Here is a 15,827-nt window from a genome sequence, read left to right as displayed (position 1 = left end):
CCGTGAGCGCCCGATCCTGAACGAGGCGATCCGTTCCCTGCGGCGCACGCCGTCGTGGATCATCTCCCGGGCGGTGCAGGACGGTGCCAGTGAACTCATGTGGACAGAAGATCTGATCATGCAGTTGGAACTGTCGGCCGACGAACTTCGAAGGGCTAGCTAGCTAGCTAGCCGGGAGCATCAGCGGCAACATCTCCGCAGGCCAGCACCTCGGAACTCCTGTACCACCAGCAGACCAAGAAGCTGCTGGACTCCGATCGAGCAGCCCAGCACCCTGCGAGCGGGCGGCATCCACCCCGCCCATCTTCCGCTACGGCATGCAGGCCGTTGGGGAGCGGCTGGGGAGAATCGACCGCGTCTCGAATTCGAGTCGGGTGACGGCCTCGACAGTGGAGGAGCGCTGCGGCAGCTTGTACTCGGCGAGCGTGGCCAGGGTGCGCGGGTCAAGCAGCTTGAGCAGGAAGTCGGTGAAGGTGCCGCAGACGGTGACGAGCCGGCCGGCGCTGTCGAAGGTGACGGTGGCGCACTCGCCACCGACGGCGGCGATCTGCTCGCTGGTCACCTTCGGGTCGCGGCCGAGCGGGCCGGACCAGGGGTAGGTGACGCTGCCGGCGCCGTCGGCAGACGCTAGGTCCGGGGCCCCGAGAAGTACATGCAACTGCCATGCTTTTCATGGCACTTGACGATCACTCAATGATCGTCACGGCTGGATGCCGGAGACCACGTTGGCGGTGGCGGCGACACCGTTGTGGATCGTCGGGGCCATGCTCGTACCGGCGAGGAAGAAGCCGAGCAGGGCGCAGACGAGCGCGTGGGTGAGCTTGAGCCCGCCGCTGCGCATGAAGATCACCGCCAGTACGAGGAGCAGCACGAGCACAGAAATGGAAACGGCCATCGCCTTCACGTCCCTCCGTCGCCGCACCGGAATTGCGGCGTTCGGCGGACAGTGTGGCGGAATGGGCGGTCCGTCCGGGCGTATGGCGGGGCGGCCATCCGGGTGAGATCCGGGTGAGATCCGGGTCGGCTCCGGGCGCTACGCGGCGGGCAGGCAGTCGGTCCACTCCACCGTGCGGTCGCACCAGCGGTTCAGCAGCGTGCGGTCGTGGCCGACGGAGAGCAGGCCCGCGCCGGATTCCGCGCGGTAGCGCTCGACGGCGGCGACGAGGGCGGCCGTGGTGGACGCGTCGAGCATCGCCGTCATCTCGTCGCAGATCAGCCAGCGCGGGCGGAGCGTCAACGCGCGGGCCAGGCAGGCGCGTTGGAGCTGCCCGTCGCTGACCTCGTGGGGGCGGCGGCCGAGGAGGTCGGGGGTGAGGCCGACAGCGGGGGCCAGTTCGGCGAGCCGGTCGGCCGCCTCGCCCTTGCGGCCCGTGGCGCGGAGCGGCTCGGCGACGAGGTCGGCGAGGGTGAGGCGGGGGTCGGCGGCGGTGCGCGGCTGCTGGAACACGACGCCGACGGAGGTACGGAGCTCACGCGGGGCCCGGTGCCGCCAGGCCCGGACCTCGACGCCGTCGAGGACGAGCCGTCCGGCGTCCGGGCGGTGCAGCAGCGCGGCGACGCGCGCGAGGGTCGACTTGCCGCAGCCGCTCGGTCCGAGCAGGCCGACGGACTCGCCGGGTGCGAGGGTGAGCGACGCGCCCCGGAAGACGGGCTCGCGGCGGTCGTATCCGGCGGTGACGGAGTCGAGCTCAAGCACGGGACTGCTCCGGGTGGTGACAGGCGACCCCGGCGCGCGGCTCGGGGCGGGTGGTGGCGCAGAGGTCGGTGGCCCGGGGGCAGCGCGGGGCGAAGGCGCATCCCTCGGGGAGGTCGGAGAGCTCCGGCGGCATCCCGGGGATGGGAGTGAACGCCCGCTCGGGGAGGGCGTCGAGGAGCCCCCGGGCGTACGGGTGGCGGGGTCCGGTGGCCCCGAAGAAGCGGTGGGCGGGGGCGATCTCGACGATCCGGCCCGCGTACATGACGGCGACGCGGTCCGCGACGCGGGCGGCGGCGGCGAGGTCGTGGGTGATGAGCAGGAGCCCCCGGCCCTCGTCGACGTGGCGCCGCAGCTCGTCCACGGTCCGGTCGACGAGTTCGCGGTCGAGCCCGGTGGTCGGCTCGTCGGCGAGGAGCAGCCGCGCGTCCCCGACGAGCGCGAGCGCGGTGGCGGCGCGCTGGGCGAGCCCCCCGGAGAGCTCGTGCGGGTACCGGTCGAGGTGCCCGGCGGGGAACGCGGCCCGCTCGGCGGCCTCCTCGGCCGCCCGCCGCCGCCCTCGGCGCGCGGTCCCGGTGAGGGCCCGTACGGTCTCCTCCAGCTGGGACCGGACGGTCCGTACGGGAGTGAGGTGGGCGGCCGGGCTCTGCGGCACGAGCCCGACCCGCCGCCCTCGTACGGTCCGGGCGAGGGTCTTCTCGTCGGCGGCCAGGAGGTCGGTCGACCGGTCCCCGCCGGCCAGCGTCGCCGTGCCGCTCGTCTCCGCGTTGCCCGGGAGGAGGCCGAGGAGGGCCGAGGCGAGGACGGACTTGCCGCAGCCGCTCTCGCCGACGAGGGCCAGGCACTCCCCCGGCGCGAGGTCGAAGTCGGCGTCGCTGACGGCGGCGACGCTCCGGCCGCCGCTCAGGCGGAAGCGGACAGTGAGGCCGCGGACGCTGAGGAGCGCGTCCTCGGCGCGTTCGGCGGCGACGGCGTCCAGGGCGCGCAGGAGGTTCCCGTTCACAGCGTTCACAGCATGAGCTCCGATCGGCGGCGCGGGTTGAGGCGGTCGCGCCAGACGCCCGCGAGGCCGGCGATGGCGAGGGTCGGGACGATCAGGAGGAGGCCGGGGAAGAGGGTCGGCCACCAGTCGCCGGCGAGCAGCGAGGAGCGGGCGTTCTGGACGAGGTTGCCCAGGCTCGCCTGGTGGCTGGGCAGGCCGAGTCCGAGGAACGACAGGGCCGACTCGTGCCACATGGCGTGCGGGATCATCAGGACGGCCGCGAGACCGGCCTGCGGCAGAACCCCGGGCAGCAGGTGCCGGACGGCGACCCGCCACCGAGAGGCGCCGCCGGACACGGCCGCGTCCACGAAGGGCCGGGTGCGCAGGGAGAGGACCTCGGACCGGACGATCCGAGCGGTGGAGAGCCAGTGGGTGACGGCGACGGAGACGATGACGGGCCAGACCCCGGGCCGGAAGAGCGCGACGACGAAGATGCCGAGGAGGAGGTGCGGCACGGAGGAGAAGGTGTCGACGATCCGCATGAGGGTGCGGTCGGTCCAGCCGCCCAGCGCGCCCGCGGCGGCGCCGACGGCCGTGCCGACGACGGTGGCGACGAGCGCGGCGACCAGCCCCACGAGCAGCGAGATCCGCAGGCCGTAGACGCAGCGGAGCAGCAGGTCGCGGCCGAGGTCGTCGGTGCCGAAGGGGTGGTCCCAGGAGGGCGGCAGGAGCTTCCGCGAGAGGTCGACGGCCTGTTCGTCCAGGGGGACGAACAGGGGGACCAGGACGACGGCCAGGAGCAGGAGGCCGACGGTGACGGCGGAGCTCCACAGGCGCAGGCGGTGGGTGCGCGGGTCAGCCATCGAAGCCCACCCTCGGGTCGGCGAGTCCGTACAGGAGGTCGGAGAGGAGGTTGCCGAGGAGGACGGCGGCGGTGGCGAGGACCGTGAGCGCGGCGAGGAGCGGGAAGTCGACGGCGGTCGCGGCCTGTACGGTGGCGGCGGCGATGCCGGGCCAGCTGAAGACGGTCTCGACGAGGAGCGCGCCGGTGATGAGCTCGGGGACGCGGGAGCCGACGAGGGTGAGCATCGGCAGCATGCCGGAGCGCAGGGCGTGCCTGGTGAGGACGGTCCGTTCGCGCAGGCCGCGCGCGCGGGCGCCGCGTACGGGGTCCTCGTCGAGGGCGTCGCCGACGCCCTGGCGGACGTACAGGAAGAACCAGGGCAGCTGGGAGAGGCCGAGGACGAGCGCGGGCAGGACGAGGTGGCGGGCGACCTGGTCGGCGGTGACGGTGTCGCTGGCCGTGTCGGTGAGCCCGCCGGCGGGCAGGACGCCGAGCTGGAGGGCGAAGGCCCAGATCGCGAGGAGGCCGAGCCAGTAGGCGGGGGCGGCTTCCAGGGTGTACGCGGCGGAGGTCACCGTCCGGTCGACGAGGCCGCCGCGGCGGCGGCCGGCGAGGACGCCGAGGAGGGTGCCGAGCACGATGGCGACGAGGAAGGCGCTGACGGCGAGGAGGACGGACCAGCCGAGGCGTTCGGTGATGACGTCGACGACCGGCATGCGCATGACGGTGGAGTCGCCGAGGTCGCCGGTGACGGCGGCGGTGAGCCAGTCCCACCAGCGGGTGAGGAAGCCCTGGTCGGCGCCGAGGTTGGCGCGGAGCTGGTCGAGGTTCTCCTGCGAGGCGGTGAGGCCCGCGGTGCCCGCGTAGGCCTTGACGGGGTCGAAGGGGGAGGCGGCGGCGACCGCGAACACCGCGAGGGTGACGGTCAGGAGGACGGGGACGGCGGCGAGGGCGCGCCGTCCCGTCATCCGGGCCATGGCCCCCCAGGGGAGGCGGCGGCTCACTTCTTCGCTTCTCCGCCGCTCTTCGGCTTCCAGGACTCGACGTTCCACCAGGGGCCGGAGGCGAGGCCGTGGTCGTGCGGCTCGACCTGGGTGCTCAGGCCGTCCCAACGGTCGTTCACGACGTACAGGTGGTCGATGTGGGTGAGGAAGGTGTAGCCGGGGTCCTTGGCGAGTTCGCGCTGGACGGTGTCGTACGCGGCCTTCCGCTCGGCCGGGACGTCGGTCTTCCGTCCCTCTTCGAGGGCCTTGTCGACGGTCTTGTTGTCGTACCAGGCCATGTTGTTGAAGCCGTCGCCCGCGAGGGAGGACTTCAGCAGGAGGTACTGGTCGAAGTCGGGGTCGCCGGGCGAGCCGCCGCCCGCGAGGACGGCGTCGGTCTTCATCCGCGGCTCGATGACCTCCCACGTGCCGGCCTGCGCGGTGATCGCGATGCCGGCCTTCTTGGCGTCGGAGGCGTACGCGAGGGCGTGGTCCTGGCGGAGCTTGTCGCCGGAGAGGTACCAGAGCGGGAAGGCGGCGCGGACGCCGTTCTTCACGCGGACGCCGTCGGGGCCGGGCTTCCAGCCGGCCTCGTCGAGGATCTTCTGCGCCCCGGCGAGGTCGTGGCGGCGCTCGGTGCCCTTCGCGAACCAGGGGCTGTCGGTGGGGACGGGGCCGTAGGCGGGCTTTCCGGCCCCTTCGAGGATCTGGTCGACCATGGCCTGGCGGTCGACGGCGATGTCGAGGGCGCGGCGGACGGCGGTGTCTCCGGCGACCTTGTTGTGGCTGGGGAGGGTGACCGTGCGGTAGTCGTAGGTCTTCGCCGCGTACGTGGTCTTCGCCTTGTCGTTCTCGAACCCGGCGGCGAGGTTCGGCGGCAGGATGGCGCCGTCGAGGTCTCCGGCGCGCAGCCGGGTCGCGCGGACGTCGTCGTCCTTGACGACGGCCATGGTGAACTTCTTCACCGCGGGCGCGCCGTTCCAGTAGGAGGGGTTGGCCTTGAAGGTGAGCTTCTCGCCCTTGGACCAGCCGGTGAGGACGTACGGGCCGGTGCCGATCGGCCTGGTGGTGAAGGCGCCGGTGTTGACGTCCTGCTTCGCGGCGACGTGCTCGGGCGCGATGGCGTGGACGGTGCGCTCGGCGAAGGGCGCGTAGGGGTACTTGAGGGTGAAGACGACGGTCTTGTCGCCGACGGCCTCGACCTTCCTCACCGCGTCGAGTTCGGTGCGGGAGGCGTTGTTCGTCTTCGGGTCGAGGATCGTCCGGTAGGTGAAGACGACGTCCTTCGCGGTGAAGGGGACGCCGTCGCTGAAGGTGACGCCGTCGCGGAGCTCGTACGTGTAGGTGAGGCCGTCGGCGCTGACCCGCGGGAGCTTCGCGGCGAGGGCCGGCTTCAGCTTCAGGTCGGCGTCGAGGGCGAGGAGCCCGTCGAAGATCTTGGAGTTGCCGTCCTTGCCGTAGCCGAGGAGCGGGCTGAGGGTCTCGGGCTCGTAGGCGATGCCGACGACCGCGGAATCCTTGGGTCCCGCGGAGCCGCCGGCGGTGGAGCCGGGGTTCGAGCAGGCCGCCGCCGTCAGGGCCACGGAGCCCGCGAGGAGCACGGTGGCGGTACGGCGGATGGATCGGGCGGTCATGACGTCCACACCCCTTTTGGAGATCAACTGTTATTGCGAACAAGTTGCAATTAAACAGTACGTAAAGGGGTGCGGACGCAGCGGGCCCCTTACATCGGGGCGGGCAGGCCGACAAGACCCGCGATCACGTCCTGATGCCGGCCCGCAGAGCCGAGGGCGAGCTGGTCGGACTTGGCCCGCTTCAGGGCGAGATGGGCGGGGTGCTCCCAGGTCATCCCGATGCCGCCGTGCAGCTGGACGCACTCCTCGGCGGCGCGGACCGCCACCTTCGAGCAGTACGCCTGCGCCACCGCGACCGTCAGCCGGGCGTCCGGGCTGCCCGTGGCGAGGGCGTCGGCCGCCGCGCGGGCCGCCGCCCGCGCGCCGACGACGTCCAGCCAGAGCTGGGCCATGCGGTGCTTGAGCGCCTGGAACGAGCCGACGGGCCGGTTGAACTGGTGGCGCTCGCGGGTGTGCCGGACGGCCTCCTCCAGGCACCAGGCCGCGAGGCCGAGCTGCTCGGAGGCGAGCAGTCCGGCACCCGCGAGGAGCCCCCGGCGGACGGCCGCGCGGGCCTCGTCCGGTCCGGCGAGCCGGGTGCCGGTGCCGGTCTCGGTGGTGACGCGGGCCAGGGGGCGCGTGAGGTCGAGCGGGGTGCCCGGCACGACGGCCGCCTCGGCGGCCGGGACGGCGTACAGGCCGTCGGGCCGGGGCACGAGGAGGACGTCGGCGGCGACGGCGTCGGCGACCGCTCCCGCCTCGGTGACCGCTCCCGCCTCGGTGACCGCTCCCCCCTCGGCGACCGCTCCCCTCTCGCCGGGCAGGTCCGCGTCCGGGGCGGCCGTCAGCGGGACGGCGAGCACCGCGACCGTGCCGCCGCCCGCGAGGCCGCCGAGGAGCCCGGCGGCCGGGGCGCTCTCCCCCGCGAGGGCGAGCAGGGTCTCGGTGGCCACGACGGCGCTCGTGAGGTACGGGGCCGGGGTCACCGCGCGCCCCAGCTCCTCCAGGACCACGGCGGCCTCCCGGTGGCTCGCGCCCTGCCCGCCGTACTCCTCGGGTACGAGGAGGCCGGCGGCGCCCATGTCTCCGGCGAGGGCCTTCCAGAGGCCGGGGACGTACGGGCTGTCCGTCTCGATCCGGGCCAGGACCTCCTGGTGTCCGGCGCGGTCGGCGAGGAGGGCGCGGACGGCGGCCCGCAGGTCCTCCTCGGTGTCGGAGTAGAGGAGATCGAGCTGGTCGAGCTGGTCGAGCTGGTCCGTCGGTCCGGTCATCGGGCGAGGTCCTTCCAGGGGACGTCCTTGTCGTTGCGGGGCTCGGGCGGGAGGCCGAGGACGCGTTCGGCGACGATGTTGAGCAGGACCTCGGTCGTGCCGCCCTCGATGGAGTTGCCCTTGGAGCGGAGGTAGCGGTATCCGGCGTCGCGTCCGGTGAAGTCGACGAGGTCGGGTCGGCGCATCTCCCACTCCCCGTACAACAGCCCCTCCTCGCCGAGGAGTTCGACCTCCAGGCCGCTGATGGCCTGGTTGAGCCGGGCGAAGCCGAGCTTCATCGCGCTACCCTCGGGGCCGGGCTGGCCCGCGACGAGCTGCTGACGGAGCCGTTCGCCGGTGAGGCGGGCGACCTCGGCGTCGACCCAGAGGTCGAGGAGGCGCCGGTGGAGCTCGTGGGTGCGGAGCCCGGGGCGTTCGCGCCAGGTCGCGGCGGCCTTGCCGATCATGCCGCCCTCGCGGGGGATACGGGCTCCGCCGATGGAGACCCGCTCGTTCATGAGGGTGGTCTGCGCGACCCGCCAGCCGTCGCCGGGCTCGCCGAGGCGGTGGGCGTCGGGGATGCGGACGCCGGTGAGGAAGACCTCGTTGAACTCGGCCTCGCCGGTGATCTGGCGCAGCGGCCTGACCTCGACGCCGGGGTCGGTCATGTCGCAGACGAAGTACGTGATGCCCCGGTGCTTGGGGACGTCCGGGTCGGTGCGGGCGATGAGGATGGCCCAGCGGGCGACGTGGGCGCTGGACGTCCACACCTTCTGCCCGTCGATCACCCAGTCCTCGCCGTCGCGGACGGCGCGGGTGCCGAGCGCGGCCAGGTCGGACCCGGCACCCGGCTCGCTGAAGAGCTGGCACCACACCTCCTCGCCGACCCAAAGGGGCCGCAGGAAGCGGCGCTTGACCTCGTCGGAGCCGTACGCGAGGAGCGTCGGTGCGGCCATGCCGAGGCCGATCCCGATCCGGCGCGGGTCGTTGTCGGGGGCGCCGGCGGCGGCGAGCTCGGTGTCGACGACGGCCTGGAGGGCCCGGGGCGCGTCGAGTCCGCCGAGACCCGTGGGGTAGTGGATCCAGGCGAGTCCGGCGTCGAAGCGGGCGCGCAGGAAGTCGGTGCGGTCGGTGGTGGCGGGCGGATGCTCGGCGAGCAACGTGCGCGTGCGCTCGCGGAGTTCGGCGGCGTCGATCACGCGTCGGCCCCTTCCGGGAGGACGACCAGGCGTCCGGTGGTGGTGCCGTCGGCGACGCGCTGGACGGCCTCGGCGGCGCGGGCGAAGGGGACGCGCTCGCCGATGAGGGGCTTGACGAGGCCCTTGGCGGCGTAGGCGGTGAGGGTCTCGTGGCAGCGGGCGATCGCGGCCGGGTCCTTCTGCGCGTACAGGCCCCAATGGAGGCCGAGGATCGTGTAGTTCTTCACGAGGGCGTGGTGGAGGGCGGGGGCGGGGACGGTGCCGCTCGCGAAACCGACGACGACGATCCGGCCCTCGAAGGCGACGCACTTGGCGGACTGCTGGTAGGCCTCGCCGCCGACCGGGTCGTAGATCACGTCGGCGCCCCGGCCGCCGGTGGCGGCCTTGACGGTCGCGACGACGTCCTCGGAGCGCCGGTCGATCACCACGTCGCAGCCGAGGGCGCGGGCGACGGCGGCCTTCTCGGGCCCGCCGACGACGCCGATGACGGTGGCGCCGGCCGCCTTGCCGAGCTGGACGGCGGCGCTGCCGACGCCTCCGGCGGCGGCGTGCACGAGGAGGGTCTCGCCCTCCTGGAGGGCGGCCCTGCGGTGCAGGCCGAACCAGCCGGTCTGGTAGCCGATGTGGAGGGCGGCGGCCTCGGCGTCGTCGAGCGACTCGGGCGCGGGCAGCAGCCCGGCCGCGTCGGCGAGGGCGTACTCGGCGAAGCCGCCGTGCGGGAGGGCGACCGTGGTCAGGACCCGGCGGCCGTCCCCGGTCTCGGCGCAGACCTCGACGCCGGGGGTGAAGGGCAGCGGGGGCCGGACCTGGTACTGGCCTCGGCAGAGGAGCGCGTCGGGGAAGTTGACGTTCGCGGCGCGGACCTTGAGGAGGACCTGGCCGTCGGCGGGGGTGGGCGGCTCCACCTCCTCGCGGCGCATGACCTCGCCGGGTTCGCCGTTCTCGTGCACACGCCATGCCTGCATCCGGGGGCCTCCTCCGTACCGGGTGGTCGGTCGACGGCATACTAAGCGGTCGCTTGCTCCTGGCGGAATGGGTCAGCCGGACTTCTTGGGTCAGCCGGACTTCTTGGGGCGCGCCCGCACGTGCATGCGCTCCCCCTGCGGCCCGTACAGGCTCAGGAACTCCACCGGCCCGTCCACCGGCCCGAACCAGTGCGGCACCCGCGTGTCGAACTCCGCCGCCTCGCCCGCGCCCATCACGACGTCGTTCTCGCCGAGGACCAGCCGGAGCCTCCCCGAGAGCACGTACAGCCACTCGTACCCCTCGTGGACGCGCGGCTCGGGCACCTCGGAGGTCTTCTCCTGGACGATCTTGTACGCCTGGAGTCCACCCGGCTGGCGGGTGAGCGGGTACATCGTGCGGCCGTGGCGGACGATGGGCTTCGCCTTGATCCGGGGATCCCCGACGGCCGGGGCGCCGATCAGTTCGTCGAGCGGGACCTGATGGGCGCGGGCGAGCGGCAGGAGCAGTTCGAGACTGGGCTTGCGCTGCCCGGACTCCAGGCGGGACAGGGTGCTCACGGAGATGCCGGTGTCGGCGGAGAGCTCGGCGAGCGTCACCCCCCGGTCGCGGCGGACGCGGCCGAGGCGGGGGCCGACCTCGTCCAGGACGGCGGCGATGCGGTCGTCTTCGGTCATGCGTCCAGTGTTGCAGAAACGGCAAGTTTCCTTGCCGCAGATCCGGCTTCCGGGCGACGCTCGCCCCATGAACGCACAGACGAACGACAGCTACGAGGCCGTGGTGATCGGCGGCGGCGCGGCCGGCCTGAGCGCCGCGCTGATCCTCGGCCGCTCGCGCCGCCGGACCCTCGTCATCGACGCGGGCGAACCGCGCAACGCCCCCGCCGCGCACATGCAGGGCGTCCTGTCCCGCGACGGGATGAGCCCGGCGGAGTACCTGGCGGCCGGGCGGGCCGAGATCGCCGCGTACGGGGTCGAGTGGCGGGACGGACGGGCCATCGGCGCCGAGGCCGACGGCCGGGGAGGCTTCACCGTCACCCTGGCGGACGGGGGCGTCGTCGCGTCCCGGCGGCTCGTCGTCACGACGGGCCTCGTCGACGAGGAGCTCCCCGCGGTCGACGGCCTCGCCGGGCGCTGGGGCCGGGACGTGCTGCACTGCCCGTACTGCCACGGCTGGGAGGTCCGCGACCGGGCCTTCGGCGTGATCGCCCACCCGACGATGCCCGCGCACCAGGCGCTCGTGGTCGCGCACTGGTCGAAGGACGTGACCCTCTTCCTGCACACCGCCGCCGAGCCGACCGAGCGGGAGGCGGCGCTGCTCGACGCGGCCGGTGTCGAGGTCGTCCGGGGCGAGGTGGCCGGCCTCGTCGTGGAGGACGACGCGCTCACCGGCGTACGCCTGGCCGACGGGCGTACGGTGCCGCGCGAGGTGCTGTTCGCGGCGGCGGCGCGGTTCACGCCCCGGGACGGGGTGCTGCGGCAGCTGGGCGCGGAGCTGCGCGACACGCCGTTCGGCCCGTTCGTGGCCGTCGACGAGACCGGCAGGACGAGCGTGCCGGGCGTGTGGGCGGCGGGGAACGTGACGGGCGCGCACGAGCAGGTGGTCAACGCGGTGAGCGGGGGCTACCGGGCGGGCGTCGCGCTCAACGCCGAGCTCCTCTTCGGGGACCTGGAGGCGGCCGCGGACCGTCGGCCGATCGGCTGATCGGCTGAAGGAGGCACCCGCGGTGCGCCGCCCGTGCGGGAGGGCGAGAATCGGCCATGGTGGCCTGGCCGGGGCTGCCTCCTCGGCACGACGTCACCCCTACGGACGGGACAGCGCCCATGCTCGGTACGGAGTACACCACCGGATCACCCTGTTGGATCGACCTCGGCAGCCCGGACACCGCGGCCGCCGCCGACTTCTACCGCGCCGTCTTCGGCTGGGAGTTCGTGTCGGCGGGCCCCGATGCCGGGGGCTACGGGATGCTCCAGCAGGACGGGCGGACGGTCGCCGCGATCGGGCCGCTCACCGAGGAGGGCGCGCACAGCGCGTGGACGACGTACTTCCACACCCCGGACGCGGACGCCACGGAGAAGACGGCGGCGGAGGCGGGCGGGACGGTACGGACCCCGGCGTTCGACGTCATGGACGCGGGCCGGATGGCCAACCTCACGGACCCGGGCGGCGCGCGGTTCGCCGTGTGGCAGCCGGGCCGGACGAAGGGCCTGGACCGCACCTCGTCCACGAACACCCTGGTCTGGGCCGAACTCCACGTCGCCGACCCCGAGGCCGTCCTCGGCTTCTACCGGCGGCTCTTCGGCTGGCGGTGGGCCGAGATGGAGGCGCCCGGCATGACGTACCGGGTGATCTCCACCGCCGAGGGCGACCAGGAGGACGCCTCCTTCGGCGGCGCCGCCACGCTCCAGGAGGGCATGGAGCCGAGCTGGGTCCCGTACTTCGCGGTCGAGGACGCCGACGAGATCGCCACCGCCGCGGCCGAGAACCGCGGCTCGGTGATCATGCCGGCCGCCGACATCCCCGACGTCGGCCGCATCGCCTGGCTGGCCGACCCCTTCGGCGCGCCCTTCGCGGTCCTGAAGCCCGCGCCCATGGGGTGACCGCGTGCGGGACGCCCGCCGGACAGTCCCTAGCGACCGAAGAGTTCGAACGTCACCGCCGGGCGGCCGCCGAAGCGGTCGGCGGCGCGGGCCGCGTTCCCCGTGAGGAACTCGCGGACGTACTCCTCGGGTTCCTGGTCCGTCAGGGCCTCGATGTAGGCGCGGTGGCAGAGCAGCGAGCGGACCGCGCGGTCGAGGCCGGGGGTGGCGTCGACCGCGTGGGTCGGGGTGCTGGAGGCGGCGACGGCGACCCAGCGGACGCCGTTCCAGGGTTCCAGGCCCTCCTCCGTGAGCTCCGGGAAGATCCAGCGGTTGCCCGCGTCGGCCGCCGCGTCGAGGACGGCCCGGCCGACGGCGCGGTGGTCGGGGGTGTTCCAGGGCGCGCCGGGGCCGCCGCCCCAGGTGTCCCGGTGGTTGAGGGTGAGAACGAGTTCGGGGCGGTGGCGGCGGATCGCGGCCGCGATGTCGCGGCGCAGACCGAGCCCGTACTCGATGACGCCGTCGCGGTGGTCGAGGAACTCGACGGTGCCGACACCGACGACGGCCGCGCTGTCGCGCTGCTCCCGCTCGCGCAGCGGCCCGCACACGTCGGGGGCGAGGGTGTCGATGCCGGCCTCGCCCCGGGTGGCGAGGACGTAGACGACCTCCTTGCCCGCGTCGGTCCAGTGGGCGACGGCGGCCGCGCAGCCGTACTCCAGGTCGTCGGGGTGGGCGACGACGGCGAGGGCGCGCTGCCAGTCGCCGGGCATCTCGGCGAGGTCGGTCACATCGTTCTCGGTCATGATCGCAGGATACGGGCCGCGTCCGCGGCGGTCGGGCGGAACGCTCCGGCGAGGATGACGGAGCGTGAGATGTTGCGCGGGCGGTCGGGGTTGAGGCCCCGACGGGCGGCGAGCGCGACCGCGAGCTTCTGGGCGCGGACCAGCGCGGCGACCGGGTCGATCGCGTCGGCGGCGAACAGGGCGCCGGTGGAGTCGACTTCCTCCTGGAGCCCGGAGGGCGCGGGGCCGAAGCACCAGACCAGGCTGGCACGGTCGCTGATGGCGATGGGCCCGTGTCGGTACTCCATGGCGTTGTACGACTCCGTCCAGGCACGGGCGACTTCGCGGAGTTTGAGCGCGGCCTCGTCGGCGAGCCCGACGGTCCAGCCGGTGCCGAGGAAGGTGAACTGGCCGCGGCGCTCCCAGGCGACGGGGAGCTGCTCGTACAGGACGAGCTCCGCGTCGGCGATCGCGGGGCCGAGGTCCACACCGAGCCCGGCGCGCAGGAGTTGGAGGGCCGTGGTGGCGAACCGGGTCTGGACGACGGAGCGTTCGTCGGCGAAGCCGAGGTCCACGATCCGGTCGGCGCGGAGACCGGCGGGGCTGTCGGGAACGCCGGTGACGACGACGGTGGGGACGCGGCCGGCGGCGCCGGTGAGCAGGTCGACGACCTCGGTGGTGGTGCCCGAGCGGGTGAGGACGACGACGCGGTCGTAGTCACGGCCGAGCGGGGTGGGGTCGGAGGCGGGGAAGGCGTCCGTCTCGCCCGCGCCGAGGGACTCCCGGAGAGCCGCGTAGGCGCGGGCGATGGCGTACGACGTTCCGCAGCCGACGACCGCGACGCGCTCGCCCCTGGCGGGCAGGAGGCGCGCGTCGCGGTCGGCGAGGTCGGCGGCGCGGCGCCAGCAGTCGGGCTGGGCGGCGATCTCGGCGCTGACGTGGGTGCTCATGGGCCGAGTTCTACCCCCGGCGGGTGGGCGGCACCATGAGTAATCCGGCCGTAACGCTTGGACTTTTACGCGTCACACCTCGCCGCGGGCGAGGGAGAGCAGCCGGTCGAGAACGCGCGGTCCCCCGGCCCGTACGCCGTCGTGCTCGAACTCGTCGGTGACCCAGGTCCGCAGCCCGCGGACGGCCCGCGCCGTCTCCAGGGAGTGGGCGGTGTCCACGTACATGTCGTCGTGGTAGACGGCGGCGGCCACGGGGACCTCGTTGGCGGCGAGGCGCTCCGGGTCGTACAGCGGGGCCCAGTCGGAGCGGGCGGCGAGGAGTTCGGCGGTCTCGCGGAGGGGGCGCAGGGCGGGGTCGGTGGTGAAGAGCCAGGGGTGGACGGTCTCGCCGGTGAAGAGGAACGGCGCGCCGTCGACGAGGGCGGCGCGGGCGTCGAACTCGGGGAACTCGGCGCGGACACGCTCGGCCGCCCAGTCGGTGGGCCCCTGGCCCTGGGCGTAGATGGCCTCGTGGAGGACGGCGTAGAGGGGATGGCCCGCGTACGAGAGATGGGCCTGGACCTGCTCCAGGAACGCGTCGGCGAGCTCGGGCCCGGACGGGGTGGGCACGAAGGCGTGCTCCAGGAGCAGGTGGAGCTGGTGGGTGCCGTCGCCGCCGCCGAGGAGGATGCCGAGGGACTGGAATGCCTCGACGGTGAGGAGCCCGCCGCCGGGCAGGGTCACCTCGCGGTCGACGAGATGCGCGGCGATCGCGCGGGCGCGCTCGGCGTCCTGCGGGTAGCGCGCGAAGTGGTCCTCGTTCTTGCGGCGGACGCGGGGGTAGGCGGCGCGGTACACGTCGTCGGCGGTGGCCTGGAGGGACGGCAGACCACCGGTGATCAGGACCGTCTTGAGCCCCTCGGGCGCGGTCGACAGGTAGTGGGTGGCGCAGAACCCGCCGAAGCTCTGGCCGAGGACGGTCCAGGGGGCGCCGCCGGTGAGCCGGCGCCGGATCAGCTCGCAGTCCCTCACGATGGAGTCGGCGCGGAAGTGGCCGAGGTAGTCGGCCTGCTCGCGCGGGGTGCCGCGCAGGGCCAGGGTCTGCCGGTTGGCGGGGGTGGACCGCCCGGTGCCGCGCTGGTCGAGCAACAGCACCCGGTACTCCCGCACGGCCCGCCCCAGCCACGCCTGCTGCCCGACGAACCGCCGCGCCCCGAACCCGGGCCCGCCCTCCAGATAGACCAGCCAGGGCAGCTCCTCCCCCTCCCTGCCCGCGGCGACGAGCTCACGCCCGAACACCTCGATCCGCTCACCGTCGGGACGGTCGTGATCGAGGGGGACGACGAAACGGTGGTCCGTGAGGACGAGGCCGGGCTGACGGTAGGTGGTCAACGCTGCTCCTGCTGCTGATCCTGTGTGCGTACGCCCCCGTGGGGACAGTGGATCACATGGGGGGTTCCGGCGGCCGGACGGGCCGCCTACTGTTCGATCATGGGCAGCACGTTTCAGACCGTCGTCGGGCTCGACGCGACCGCCGAGGACGCCGTCGCGCACGGGGAGCGGGTGACGGCGTGGCTCGTCGCCGAGGGCATCGTGGAACCGTCGAAGCTCCTGCCCGGTCCGCGCTGGGAGGCGGCGACCGGGGAGCGGGACCCGTACCCCGGCGCGTGGCTGACCGTCGTCACCAGCCGGACGGTCTTCGTCTCGCCGCAGAAGGGCGGGGTGCCCGTCTGCCCGCACTGCGCGAGCGAGTACGCCGACACGCACCGCGCGGTGTTCTCGCCGGCCATGGACACGTGGTGGACGACCGGCCGGGCCGACATCCCGTGTCCGGCCTGTGGGCGGGCGGTGCCGCTGTGCGAGTGGAGGTGGCCCGAGGACGGGTTCGCCTTCGCGTACCTGGGGTTCGATTTCCGGGACGCCCCGCCCCTGCTGCCGGAGTTCGTGGCCGAGCTGAACCGGGTGATCGGGCAACGGACCCGGTTCGTGCGGGGCAAGTGGTGAAGGAGC

General features: G+C 73.8%; 16 protein-coding genes and 1 pseudogene. 3 read left to right on the top strand and 14 right to left on the bottom strand.

From position 1 onward, the window contains the following. Window positions 1-361: 361 nt before the first annotated feature. From ACFC0Z_RS02750 to ACFC0Z_RS02700, 11 genes and pseudogenes are all read right to left on the bottom strand, one after another. A pseudogene (locus tag ACFC0Z_RS02750) lies at window positions 362-622 on the bottom strand (hypothetical protein); the annotation flags it as partial. Window positions 623-700: 78 nt separating this feature from the next. Then, window positions 701-895 (bottom strand): hypothetical protein, encoded by a 195-nt coding sequence (locus ACFC0Z_RS02745; RefSeq protein WP_376432000.1) that lies wholly within the window; start codon window positions 893-895, stop codon window positions 701-703. A gap of 138 nt (window positions 896-1,033) precedes the next feature. Next, entirely contained in the window at window positions 1,034-1,696 is a 663-nt protein-coding gene (locus ACFC0Z_RS02740) for an ABC transporter ATP-binding protein (RefSeq protein WP_376431999.1), read from the bottom strand. Continuing rightward, window positions 1,689-2,696 (bottom strand): ABC transporter ATP-binding protein, encoded by a 1,008-nt coding sequence (locus ACFC0Z_RS02735; protein WP_376433426.1) that lies wholly within the window; start codon window positions 2,694-2,696, stop codon window positions 1,689-1,691. The genes ACFC0Z_RS02740 and ACFC0Z_RS02735 overlap by 8 nt, the downstream gene beginning before the upstream one ends. Before the next feature lie 5 nt (window positions 2,697-2,701). Then, window positions 2,702-3,538: an ABC transporter permease gene (locus ACFC0Z_RS02730; protein ID WP_376431997.1), complete on the bottom strand. Its 837-nt coding sequence runs from the start codon at window positions 3,536-3,538 to the stop codon at window positions 2,702-2,704. Then, the gene (locus ACFC0Z_RS02725) at window positions 3,531-4,523 is read right to left on the bottom strand and encodes an ABC transporter permease (RefSeq protein ID WP_376431995.1); all 993 of its coding nucleotides are present in this window, start codon (window positions 4,521-4,523) and stop codon (window positions 3,531-3,533) included. Before ACFC0Z_RS02725 ends, ACFC0Z_RS02730 begins: the two co-directional genes overlap by 8 nt. Beyond that, the gene (locus tag ACFC0Z_RS02720; protein ID WP_376431993.1) at window positions 4,520-6,136 is read right to left on the bottom strand and encodes an ABC transporter substrate-binding protein; all 1,617 of its coding nucleotides are present in this window, start codon (window positions 6,134-6,136) and stop codon (window positions 4,520-4,522) included. Before ACFC0Z_RS02720 ends, ACFC0Z_RS02725 begins: the two co-directional genes overlap by 4 nt. A gap of 89 nt (window positions 6,137-6,225) precedes the next feature. After that, window positions 6,226-7,386, bottom strand: coding sequence for an acyl-CoA dehydrogenase family protein (locus ACFC0Z_RS02715; protein ID WP_376431991.1), 1,161 nt, complete (start codon window positions 7,384-7,386; stop codon window positions 6,226-6,228). Continuing rightward, the gene (locus ACFC0Z_RS02710) at window positions 7,383-8,564 is read right to left on the bottom strand and encodes an acyl-CoA dehydrogenase family protein (protein ID WP_376431989.1); all 1,182 of its coding nucleotides are present in this window, start codon (window positions 8,562-8,564) and stop codon (window positions 7,383-7,385) included. Before ACFC0Z_RS02710 ends, ACFC0Z_RS02715 begins: the two co-directional genes overlap by 4 nt. Beyond that, on the bottom strand, window positions 8,561-9,529 hold the full coding sequence (locus tag ACFC0Z_RS02705) for an NADPH:quinone oxidoreductase family protein (RefSeq protein WP_376431987.1): 969 nt from the start codon (window positions 9,527-9,529) through the stop codon (window positions 8,561-8,563). The genes ACFC0Z_RS02710 and ACFC0Z_RS02705 overlap by 4 nt, the downstream gene beginning before the upstream one ends. A 90-nt stretch (window positions 9,530-9,619) precedes the next feature. Beyond that, window positions 9,620-10,204 (bottom strand): helix-turn-helix domain-containing protein, encoded by a 585-nt coding sequence (locus ACFC0Z_RS02700; protein ID WP_376431985.1) that lies wholly within the window; start codon window positions 10,202-10,204, stop codon window positions 9,620-9,622. Between the two features lie 67 nt (window positions 10,205-10,271). Between ACFC0Z_RS02700 and ACFC0Z_RS02695 the strand changes: the two genes are divergently transcribed. Both ACFC0Z_RS02695 and ACFC0Z_RS02690 read left to right on the top strand, forming a co-directional pair. After that, window positions 10,272-11,231, top strand: coding sequence for an NAD(P)/FAD-dependent oxidoreductase (locus tag ACFC0Z_RS02695; protein WP_376431983.1), 960 nt, complete (start codon window positions 10,272-10,274; stop codon window positions 11,229-11,231). Window positions 11,232-11,350: 119 nt separating this feature from the next. Then, window positions 11,351-12,127 carry a VOC family protein gene (locus ACFC0Z_RS02690; RefSeq protein ID WP_376431981.1) on the top strand — a complete coding sequence of 259 codons (777 nt, stop codon included), beginning with the start codon at window positions 11,351-11,353 and terminating at the stop codon, window positions 12,125-12,127. 29 nt (window positions 12,128-12,156) lie between these two features. Here ACFC0Z_RS02690 and ACFC0Z_RS02685 read toward each other — a convergent pair whose 3' ends face one another. The 3 genes from ACFC0Z_RS02685 to ACFC0Z_RS02675 form a co-directional block, all read right to left on the bottom strand. Further along, the gene (locus ACFC0Z_RS02685) at window positions 12,157-12,909 is read right to left on the bottom strand and encodes a PIG-L deacetylase family protein (protein ID WP_376431979.1); all 753 of its coding nucleotides are present in this window, start codon (window positions 12,907-12,909) and stop codon (window positions 12,157-12,159) included. Further along, entirely contained in the window at window positions 12,906-13,838 is a 933-nt protein-coding gene (locus tag ACFC0Z_RS02680; RefSeq protein WP_376431977.1) for an SIS domain-containing protein, read from the bottom strand. The genes ACFC0Z_RS02685 and ACFC0Z_RS02680 overlap by 4 nt, the downstream gene beginning before the upstream one ends. Window positions 13,839-13,910: 72 nt before the next feature. Continuing rightward, window positions 13,911-15,209 (bottom strand): alpha/beta fold hydrolase, encoded by a 1,299-nt coding sequence (locus ACFC0Z_RS02675; RefSeq protein ID WP_376431975.1) that lies wholly within the window; start codon window positions 15,207-15,209, stop codon window positions 13,911-13,913. A gap of 99 nt (window positions 15,210-15,308) precedes the next feature. On the opposite strand from ACFC0Z_RS02675, the gene ACFC0Z_RS02670 reads away from it, so the two are divergent. Further along, complete coding sequence (locus tag ACFC0Z_RS02670) at window positions 15,309-15,821, top strand: hypothetical protein (protein WP_376431973.1); 513 nt, start codon at window positions 15,309-15,311, stop codon at window positions 15,819-15,821. Window positions 15,822-15,827 lie beyond the last annotated feature (6 nt).

Source organism: Streptomyces sp. NPDC056144 (assembly GCF_042264145.1).
Classification (GTDB): domain Bacteria; phylum Actinomycetota; class Actinomycetes; order Streptomycetales; family Streptomycetaceae; genus Streptomyces.
Note: the sequence above shows the minus strand (reverse complement) of the source record. Positions and strands in the feature narration are given on the sequence as shown.

Excerpts from the sequence above, each read along its gene's own strand:
- ACFC0Z_RS02745 (WP_376432000.1), bottom strand. The coding sequence starts at position 895 with ATGGCCGTTTCCATTTCTGTGCTCGTGCTGCTCCTCGTACTGGCGGTG.
- ACFC0Z_RS02730 (WP_376431997.1), bottom strand. The coding sequence starts at position 3,538 with ATGGCTGACCCGCGCACCCACCGCCTGCGCCTGTGGAGCTCCGCCGTC.
- ACFC0Z_RS02720 (WP_376431993.1), bottom strand. The coding sequence starts at position 6,136 with ATGACCGCCCGATCCATCCGCCGTACCGCCACCGTGCTCCTCGCGGGC.
- ACFC0Z_RS02715 (WP_376431991.1), bottom strand. The coding sequence starts at position 7,386 with ATGACCGGACCGACGGACCAGCTCGACCAGCTCGACCAGCTCGATCTC.
- ACFC0Z_RS02705 (WP_376431987.1), bottom strand. The coding sequence starts at position 9,529 with ATGCAGGCATGGCGTGTGCACGAGAACGGCGAACCCGGCGAGGTCATG.
- ACFC0Z_RS02700 (WP_376431985.1), bottom strand. The coding sequence starts at position 10,204 with ATGACCGAAGACGACCGCATCGCCGCCGTCCTGGACGAGGTCGGCCCC.
- ACFC0Z_RS02695 (WP_376431983.1), top strand. The coding sequence starts at position 10,272 with ATGAACGCACAGACGAACGACAGCTACGAGGCCGTGGTGATCGGCGGC.
- ACFC0Z_RS02690 (WP_376431981.1), top strand. The coding sequence starts at position 11,351 with ATGCTCGGTACGGAGTACACCACCGGATCACCCTGTTGGATCGACCTC.
- ACFC0Z_RS02685 (WP_376431979.1), bottom strand. The coding sequence starts at position 12,909 with ATGACCGAGAACGATGTGACCGACCTCGCCGAGATGCCCGGCGACTGG.
- ACFC0Z_RS02680 (WP_376431977.1), bottom strand. The coding sequence starts at position 13,838 with ATGAGCACCCACGTCAGCGCCGAGATCGCCGCCCAGCCCGACTGCTGG.
- ACFC0Z_RS02670 (WP_376431973.1), top strand. The coding sequence starts at position 15,309 with ATGGGCAGCACGTTTCAGACCGTCGTCGGGCTCGACGCGACCGCCGAG.